Source organism: Nocardia sp. CC227C, assembly GCF_030767025.1.
GTDB lineage: Bacteria > Actinomycetota > Actinomycetes > Mycobacteriales > Mycobacteriaceae > Nocardia.
The window spans coordinates 1-8361 of record NZ_JASITE010000036.1 but is presented as its reverse complement, the minus strand read 5'-3'; the positions used below and the strand labels follow the sequence as shown (position 1 = coordinate 8361).

General features: G+C 61.5%; 10 protein-coding genes. 8 read left to right on the top strand and 2 right to left on the bottom strand.

Annotated features, from left to right (window positions below; genetic code table 11):
* The first annotated feature begins 704 nt into the window (after positions 1-704).
* From QMO76_RS35105 to QMO76_RS35075, 8 genes are all read left to right on the top strand, one after another.
* Positions 705-1283: an MspA family porin gene (locus QMO76_RS35105; RefSeq protein ID WP_306365689.1), complete on the top strand. Its 579-nt coding sequence runs from the start codon at positions 705-707 to the stop codon at positions 1281-1283.
* Between the two features lie 66 nt (positions 1284-1349).
* Positions 1350-1637 carry a hypothetical protein gene (locus QMO76_RS35100; RefSeq protein WP_306365688.1) on the top strand — a complete coding sequence of 96 codons (288 nt, stop codon included), beginning with the start codon at positions 1350-1352 and terminating at the stop codon, positions 1635-1637.
* A gap of 443 nt (positions 1638-2080) precedes the next feature.
* Positions 2081-2977, top strand: coding sequence for a hypothetical protein (locus QMO76_RS35095; protein WP_306365687.1), 897 nt, complete (start codon positions 2081-2083; stop codon positions 2975-2977).
* 61 nt (positions 2978-3038) lie between these two features.
* On the top strand, positions 3039-3608 hold the full coding sequence (locus QMO76_RS35090; protein WP_306365686.1) for a hypothetical protein: 570 nt from the start codon (positions 3039-3041) through the stop codon (positions 3606-3608).
* A gap of 38 nt (positions 3609-3646) precedes the next feature.
* The gene (locus QMO76_RS35085) at positions 3647-3880 is read left to right on the top strand and encodes a hypothetical protein (RefSeq protein WP_306365685.1); all 234 of its coding nucleotides are present in this window, start codon (positions 3647-3649) and stop codon (positions 3878-3880) included.
* 245 nt (positions 3881-4125) lie between these two features.
* Positions 4126-4827 carry a hypothetical protein gene (locus QMO76_RS35500; protein ID WP_372342143.1) on the top strand — a complete coding sequence of 234 codons (702 nt, stop codon included), beginning with the start codon at positions 4126-4128 and terminating at the stop codon, positions 4825-4827.
* 240 nt (positions 4828-5067) lie between these two features.
* Entirely contained in the window at positions 5068-5628 is a 561-nt protein-coding gene (locus QMO76_RS35495) for a hypothetical protein (protein ID WP_372342144.1), read from the top strand.
* Between the two features lie 903 nt (positions 5629-6531).
* Positions 6532-6930: a hypothetical protein gene (locus QMO76_RS35075; protein ID WP_306365683.1), complete on the top strand. Its 399-nt coding sequence runs from the start codon at positions 6532-6534 to the stop codon at positions 6928-6930.
* Between the two features lie 380 nt (positions 6931-7310).
* On the opposite strand, the gene QMO76_RS35070 is transcribed toward QMO76_RS35075, so the two are convergent.
* Together QMO76_RS35070 and QMO76_RS35065 are read right to left on the bottom strand one after the other, a co-directional pair.
* Positions 7311-7607: a hypothetical protein gene (locus QMO76_RS35070; protein WP_306365682.1), complete on the bottom strand. Its 297-nt coding sequence runs from the start codon at positions 7605-7607 to the stop codon at positions 7311-7313.
* A gap of 410 nt (positions 7608-8017) precedes the next feature.
* The coding region (locus QMO76_RS35065; protein WP_306365681.1) for a hypothetical protein at positions 8018-8361 on the bottom strand (344 nt) is incomplete at its 5' end.

The window sequence follows — 8361 nt, the reverse complement described above, 5'->3', positions numbered from 1 at the left end:
CCCCTAGTTACACCACGCCCCGGGACTTGACCTGAGGCCGTCGATACGGTACCCACCGATGATGCGCTGCTGCAGGTTCTGATTCGCATGCAGATCTGCGCGGCCACGTAGCCGTCGTGTGTCGCAGCTTCGCATCGTTAGGGGTTGCTGCCAGCTAACACCCTAGCTCACAGTACCTATAGCGCACCCTTCGAAATAGGCACGGCATGATGGTCTTTCGCCAAGTACGGCTGCGAGGAAAGGCTGGTCGTGTCCGGCGTGAACGAGGTCAGACTGCGATGGTGGTAGTCGCTCATGATCTGCCGGTATCGCCACCTACGCGGGTGGTCCCGGGCGGGTGTTTGCCGTACGGGATATTGCACGTCCACCCCACCGGAAGGACCGTGTTCGTGCAGCCGCTCCGCACCATAACAATCTGAACACGCGCCCATCTCATGTTCTGTGTACGGATTCCGCATGTGCCGGGAATCGCCCTGAGCCGGAATGGTTCAGGTGGCGCCATCGGGTGAATGTGATCACCGCCGCATCGAGTGCTCGCAGTGGCGGACATCTCAATCATCTGGCGTCGAGCGTGGAGCCCATGTCAGCCTAGCGTCGATTTGCTGAACATTTACTGAGCTTGGATGGGTTCGGTGGGAACGATTCGACCGAGGACCGCTGCCGGTGCTGGTCTCCTGGCCACCGTGTTGATAACGGGTCCGTGGGTGGCAGGTTCCGCTGGCGCCGATCTGGTAGCTGACAAATATCGACAGACCGTTACCGACGACGGGTGGACGCTGGAGGTCACCAAGACCAATGAGAGCTTGGATCGTTGGCCCGCACTCAGCAGCTCGCCTGTCAGTCGGGAGGGATTCGTCAGCGTGAAGGCGATCGCGGAGGTGAGTGGCGGCGGTAGCCAGCCGGTCACCTCGGGTACGGTCACCCTCGGTTATCAAATTGGGTGCGCGGTGGATGTGTCCAACGGTGTCACCCTCGGACTCGGGTTGTCGATCGGCCCTAATGCGAGTGTGACCATCTCGCAGTTCCCGGGGGTGACGATCGGCGGACAGGCAGCAGTCACTCCGAACATCTCCACCACTCTCAAGCCCGGCGCCATCGCCACCATCACGTTCGGATCCAAACCTCTCACCGGAGCACGGGCGTCGATCACCGCCGAACAGGTCGAGATCAAGGTTGACGCATGCGCCGGTCCCGTGACCATCAGGTCCTTCGCCACCGCCGCGATCTCCACCCCGGCCGCCGACAACACCATCTCCGTATACGGCGACTCTATTTGGCTGTGAAACACGCAGCGTTCCAACGCTTTACAGTCCACCCGCATTTCGACTTCGCCAAAAGGCTGACATCAAATGACTGATACCAACACCGCGACCGATACTCTCGCGTCACCGCGCGCCGACGCCGCGCCGCAACCGGGGAATCCGACCATCGTTGCGGGCGGCGGGCTTGTACTGGGGCTGCTGCTACTCGTCGTCGCGTTCGCGAACCTGAACCGCATGCCCAGCTGGGCCGACGACTACGGCGCGGTCCTCGTCTATCTGGCATTCTTCTTGTACATGTCCATCGCCGGACGACTCACTTGGTGGGCCATCGACACCCTGCGAAACCAAGCCAGCAACCGCTGGGGGCGCCGATGAGAACCCGCCAGGGGAGGCACGTCGCGCTTGCCCTTGCCGCAGGCGCTCTCGGCGTTGGGGCCATGGCCCTGTCTGGAGCGCCAACGGCGACCGCGCAAGGATATGTACCGTGTGAGCAGTGGCAGGCCATGCATCCAGGCTGGCCATGTATTGACACCCCGACGCCGCCATCGGTCCCACCCGGCGGCCCGCCAACGGTGTCGACACCGCCGCCGCTGCCGTCAGAGGCCCCAGGTATTCCGAGCCAGCCCGGCGGTGGTGGCGGGATCGGTGCGGGCGCGCTTACCCCGCCACCGATCGCGCCTGGTAACGGCACCCCGATCGTGCCGGTGCCAGGAGGCGAGACTCCGACACTGCCTGGCAACGAATCTCCTAAACCACCCCCGCCCAGACAAACCGCACCCTCAGCTCCTGCCGAACCCGGGCCGGTACCGTCGGCTCCGGTGCCGACCGACGAGCCGATGGCGCGATCACCACATTCGTCAGCCGCGCTGCCGACGAACCCCGCCGCGCCGTCCCTCGATACGACGACTATCGAAGCCGTCATTGCGCCGAGCTCTGATGATCAGAGCTTTGACCAGCGGATCGTCTTTCTGCTTATCGCCGGCGCCGCAGCCTTCGCCGCAGCTGGCTGGTCGTTGTCGCGACGTCCCACCGGCGCTGGAGTTACCGCTGCCGGGGGGCTTGTCCCCGACCGACAGTTCGTTAACGGCCCTGCAAGCTACCCACCCGGACCATCGACATACGACGGCCTCCCCGGCATGCCGCCACCGGGACGGTGGCTGCCTGAGGGCACGCCACGACTGACAGACCGCTTCTCCATCACTCGTCTGTATCCGGGTGTTTACGCGCCCCCCGGCTGGAGTTCTCGCGACTTCGACGAGAACCCGGGGATCACCGGAGTGTACGGAGTGGGACAGGGGCCCTACAGCGGATACGGCGATACGATTCCGATCGATCCCGACACCACTCCGGGCGCGACCGGACCATGGTCCGGCAACGTCCTGACACCGGACCCGATCACCGGCAAGACCGGCATCTCCATTCCTACCGGTAACAAGGGACCAAACGACCAGAACAACTCGCTAGACATCGATATCACCAAGAAGGTCCAGCTACGGATCGTGGGTCTCAAACCGGTGCTGGCGTCATCGTTCGATCTCAACGGCAATCCTGTTTTGGCCGTCACCTACGAGCCTGTCTACCAGGTTCGGACCCTCTACTACGGAGGCGGCACCACAGTCGTTCGAGAACCGACGGCATGGACCAATGTCTCGATCGATCAGGTACAGCAATTGGAGAGGATGGGAGCCTTTGTCCCGGTCATACCCGCCACATAGCCGATCCGCAGTCAGGCGCCGCATCACGGCTTCACGCCGGTCACGATTCCAGTGGGGTGTGATGGCGATGGCGGTGCTGTGCGCGCTGGCACCGATCGCGGGCTGCGCATCGAGTGACGATGAACAGCCGCCGTCACCCGTGCTGACCCAGGTGGACGCCCGCCAGCGTATCGAGGCGTATCTAACCGAGACCTTGAACGCGCTACCGACCGGCGTGCGGCTCACCCTCTCTCCCGAAAGACTGCCCGCCGAGGGCCCTTCGGCCGACGAGTTCCCACCACCAATGGCCGCGGCGCCGTGCGACGGCGACATGAACGACACGGCTGGCCCGGTGAAAGCTCAGGTCCTGTACTACCTGTCGGGCATCCCATCCGGGCAGGCGAACCAGTACTACACGAAGGTGATGAAGTACTGGGTCAGCCGACTATGGAATGTCACTGAGACCGAGCTGACCATCCAGGCTATGGCCGCTACCGATGACGGCTACCAACTCGTCGTCCGTCACGGCAATGCGGCCGAGGACGGGGTGGGTGAGGACGTGCTGATCCTCGCCGGTACATCCCCATGCTTCCCCCGTACCGCCACCGCCGAGTCCACCGTGCCGCTGCCGGCGAGGGTCGAGCAGGGGTGACCTGCTCTCACTCACGATTGGAAAGGAGAGTCGAATAGATGTGGCTGGTCCTCGGCGTTCTCCTCGTCGCCTTCTTCGGCTCATTGCTGCTCATGGCATTGCGGTGGCGCAAGATCAAGCATTACGGGATCGGCGGTGGTGAACTCAGTCCACCGTTCGCCGACATCGGAGACGGAGGATTCGTGCCGGGCACCGTCATCCAGGAGGACTTCGGTGGCACGACCACCGTGCAGTCCACGTCAGCCTCCAGCTCGGACCCCCTCGACGGGTAACGATGGGTTATCCCCGACCAGCGAAATCAGCTAGGCCCAGACTGAACAAAACCCACCACAGAAAAGGGGGCTGCTGCAGGGGGGTCACACTGTCACCCGTTCCTGCAGCAGCCCCAGGCCGACTTGCTCTCAGTGTCCTCGACGGCAGAAGCGTCGCTACCCCCAAGTACACCAACGGGATCCTGACCAGCGCCAGCTACGGCAACGGCTCATCGGTTGCGATCGGCTACAACGACGCTTCGACGTTGACGAAACCGGATTGGACAACCGGTGGCTCGACCGTCAGCGACACCGTTACCCGCACTCGCGACCAGCGGATCGTCGACGACATCATCGCCGATTCCGCTGGTGGAACCTTCACGTCAGCCTACGCCTACGACGGAGTCGGACGGCTGATCGCGGCGAAGGTCCCGCACCACGAACTGACCTATTCCTACGACGCCGACAACGGCTGCGGGCCGAACACGAAGGCAGGGCTCAACTCCAACCGCACCCGCTCCACCGACAGCTTCAACGGCGGACAGGCGCAGACCACCGTCTACTGCTACGACCACGCCGACCGCATCCTGTCCACCAAGGGAGCCCTTGAGCTCGGCTTCACCGACGACGCATACGGCAACGCCACCAAGGTGGGAGCCGATTCCCTCGGCTACGACTCCACGCGTCGGCACGTATCCACCACCACGAGTGACGGAGTCGCGGTCCGCTACACCCCTCGATGTCAACGACCGCATCATGATGCGGCAGGTCCAAGGCAACAACACCTCGGTCACCACCGGAATGACCCGCTACGGGTTCACCAGCGGCAGCAGCGGGATGGAGTTCGTCCTCGACGGCAGCGGAGCACTGCTGCAGAGGATCGTGTCGTTGCCCGGTGGGGTGGTGCTCACCAAGAACTACAGCAGCAGCCAGAGCAGCAACTGGTCCTATCCCAACATCCACGGTGACATCCTGTTCACCGCCGGAGACGACGGAGTTCGTACCGGGAAGCTGCATCTGTATGACCCGTTCGGGCAGAACATCGACCCCGACACCGGCAAGATCGGCGACATCCCATCCCCGAAACGGCCCAAGGCGGCCTCGACTTCGGATACCTCGGACAACACACCGTCCCCATCGAGCATATCGCCGGACAACAAGCACTGGAAATGGGTGTCCGCGCCTACCTCCCAGCCCTTGGCCGCTTCCTGCAAACCGACCCGGTGCTGGCTGGATCCGCCAACGCCTATGACTACTGCAACGGCGACCCCATCAACAGCCTGGATCTGACCGGGCGAAACCCTGCCGCGGGTGCCGCTGGCGGATTCGCTGTCGGCGGACCGCTGGGAGCTCTCGTCGGCGCCGCTGCTGGCACAGCGCTTCTATATGGTGCTGCCTTCTTGGCCGACCAAGCCGCCGAAGCCACTGTCAATCACCAAAACAACGACCGCGACACCTCAGAATCAGCCGACTCGACCGGTGAACGGAGCATCGATTGGGAACACATCAGTAGCCGGCATCGTGAGGGCGGGAGCGAAGTTGACGACGACGCCAGCCGCTGGACAGTCAAGGACAAGGAAAACGGAAAACTCATCGATAGAGCACTAAAGACCAACGGGCGGAATAACACGCCAGATAAGGATGGTAATCCCCGACCTGGTAAGATCTACGAATGGGACGCTGGGAAGAAGGTCGGAGAGTCTGGTCCCGCACGTGGACGCGAGGATCTTACTGGTATCAGAGCGTTGTCGACGAGAAGGGGAACGTAGTAACTGCCTTTCCCGTCTAGGTCGGTTCGTTTGCGGGTCGTGGTTTCCCCTCCTTGAGTCCTATTTCCGTCCCTTGGCCACGCTTGACCGGCAATAGATGACGAGTTCTCCTTGGGTATCCCTCCTCAATTAAGGCTGTGTGCGTTATGGAAATAAAGTCGGTTACATTGAAATGGAATCTTACTGGGCGTGGCTGGGCAACTTGCTCGCTACGCCTGGGTGATGACGTTGTCGACGTGTCGACTTCCTTTTTGGGCGATGCGCTGGATAGCTTGCTGAAGTCTGCTACTGACCTCGGTCTGGGATCTTCGTCCACTTTTGCGCACTTGGCCCAGGAGCCAGGGTGCACCCGAATGTTCTTATCGGGAGCACGTTTCGAGGGTGTCGATCGTGTCTATCTCCAGATCGTTCGTTTTGGGGGCCATCGGGGGGATGATAACTCATGGGAGGAGGGTCGCGTACTTTGGCAGGGCATCGTGTCACTCGACGAGTTTGTATCCTCAGTGCGACTCGCAGCACAGGCAGTGCTTGACACCCATGGAGAAGAGGGGTATCGGCGGCAGTGGGGGAAGCCGTTTCCTCGAGGGACATTTGATGCTCTGAATCAAGTTCTGGAGTCCGGGTCCATTTAAATTGGGATGAGGTTTGCGGTGGGCCGTCTCACCGCAAATGATGTCGACACGGGGTCAGGTTGAGAAATTCAAGTCCGATACGCTTGACTATAGGGAGGTGCGTAAATAATGGAGCAATGTAGAATCCATAATTGCTGACGATCGGATCGTGCCGTATGGCCTCATCTGATTGTCGGGTGTCCTCCGGTCAATGACGCCAGCAAGTTAGGTGGCGTGCGCGTAATGTCACAACGCCGAGGAATAAGCCAGTGAAAGTGCACCTGCCCAAGAAATGAACGAGAAGGTCGAACACTTCCTCCTGTACGAGCTGACGGATGATTGGATGCCAATCGGAGCTTTTGATGCCATTATTTCGACGGTTTCTCCGGAAGCCTATTCGAGAATGAGAGTACTTGAGGCTATTAGGGAGCTAGCGGAGCGTGAGTTTATACGATTCGGCGCCTTTCCGGGAGGTGGGCGCACTTGGGAACCCTGGGATGTCTCACTGGACGAGGCAATTGACCGTATTGCATATGGGTACAACAATGTTCCTGGATATCTAGCTGTTCCATATTGCGAGATTTCTTCGAACGAGGTATTCCGGGCGGATCTCCTTGAGAAAGGCGAACGGCGTCTAGTCGAACTGGGAAACCCCTATGATCGATATGGGGATCCATGGAAAAATGTGTAGCTCGCTGGTTGTCACTCGTCGCAGATTGGACAGAGTAGCAGCCGTTCTGCCAGGTGACTAGCAACCCACCTTGTGGACAGGGCCGCAAATTACCTCCTTGGTTACGAGTGGTCGGTCGCGATTGCGCCGGGCTTCGGCCCGGCGCAATCGCTTGGGGTGAGCAGTGCTCGGTCTAATACGACGCTTGCACGGCAATTTCGACTAGAAGCAGGGGTGATGACCTCATTCCCAGATAGGGGGCGGGTTCGTTGGCCGATCTGGGTCCCTCTTCTTGAGTCACAATTGCGTTACCACGACCCAGCGGGCAGCGGAAGCACGCATTAATTGGAAGAATGCCCTCCCCTTCCCGATGGAGCCGGAATGGAATTTGCACACGCGTGTCACAGGTTTATCTTGTCCTGGCCTTCTCTTTCGCTCAGGGCTGGCGGTAGGTGATGCTTCAGACGGGTCAAGATCACCGGTTGGCCGGTGGGCCAGGCGGCGGCCAGGGCGGTCGTGCTCACCCCGGTTCGCTCGTGTGTCCCTGCGACTGCGATCAGCATCGCGACCACCTCCTCTTCATCTGCTCGATCATGATGTTGCCGTGCCGGTTTCGGCTCGTCGGTTGTCACAGATGGGTTATCGCGGTGATCACCGCGCCGTCGTCGGCGGTGGTGGTTGAAATCCGCTTCCGCCATAGGCGTTCGACTCCACCAGGGTGGGCTTCGCGGATCTCGACCTTGTGCAACCCGGCAGCCAGGGTCGTGATGGTGGCGCAGTAGGTGGTGCCTGCGGGCAGCGAGTCGATCCCCGCCCGGATACCGGCGGGCGACGTCGACGACGTCGCGCTCGGTCACCAGACGCACCTGACGTGGAATCCCAAGCAGGACTGGGTGTTCTCCGACCAGCCCGCACACGAACCGCTGATCGGCAAAGGCACCTTCGAACAGGTCGCTGTTCGACTCGCGAGCCGCGGACCGCAGTCGACGGGGCGCACCACGGTGCGCCGCCAGCACCCGTACGCCTACAAGGGTCTGATCTTCCACGAAGAATGCGGACGCAGAATGCAGGGCAACTGGAACGACGGCAGGCCGCACTACCGCTGCCGCTACCCGGCCGAGTACGCCATCGCCAACAAGCTCAACCGCTCACCGTCTACCTGCGCGAAGATCAGCTCACCGGTCCGGTCGATCTCTGGTTGGCCGAGATATTCCACCCCGACAGCATCGAGCACTCGCTGTCCCAACTCGAAGCAGCACAGACACAACGCACACACCCCGTGCTGGATACCGCGCGACAGAATCTGCTCGACTGCGATCGAAAGCTGGCCCGGCACCGCGCCGCTCTCGAAGCCGGAGCCGACCCCGCCCTCATCGCCACCTGGTCGCTCGAGGTACAACGCGAATGCGACACGGCGATATCCCAAATCGCTGCCCTGGAAGACCGGAGCGG

Coding starts and splice junctions, on each gene's coding strand:
- QMO76_RS35090 (WP_306365686.1), top strand. CDS start 3,039: ATGGCGATGGCGGTGCTGTGCGCGCTGGCACCGATCGCGGGCTGCGCA.
- QMO76_RS35075 (WP_306365683.1), top strand. CDS start 6,532: ATGAACGAGAAGGTCGAACACTTCCTCCTGTACGAGCTGACGGATGAT.
- QMO76_RS35100 (WP_306365688.1), top strand. CDS start 1,350: ATGACTGATACCAACACCGCGACCGATACTCTCGCGTCACCGCGCGCC.
- QMO76_RS35085 (WP_306365685.1), top strand. CDS start 3,647: ATGTGGCTGGTCCTCGGCGTTCTCCTCGTCGCCTTCTTCGGCTCATTG.
- QMO76_RS35070 (WP_306365682.1), bottom strand. CDS start 7,607: ATGGCGGAAGCGGATTTCAACCACCACCGCCGACGACGGCGCGGTGAT.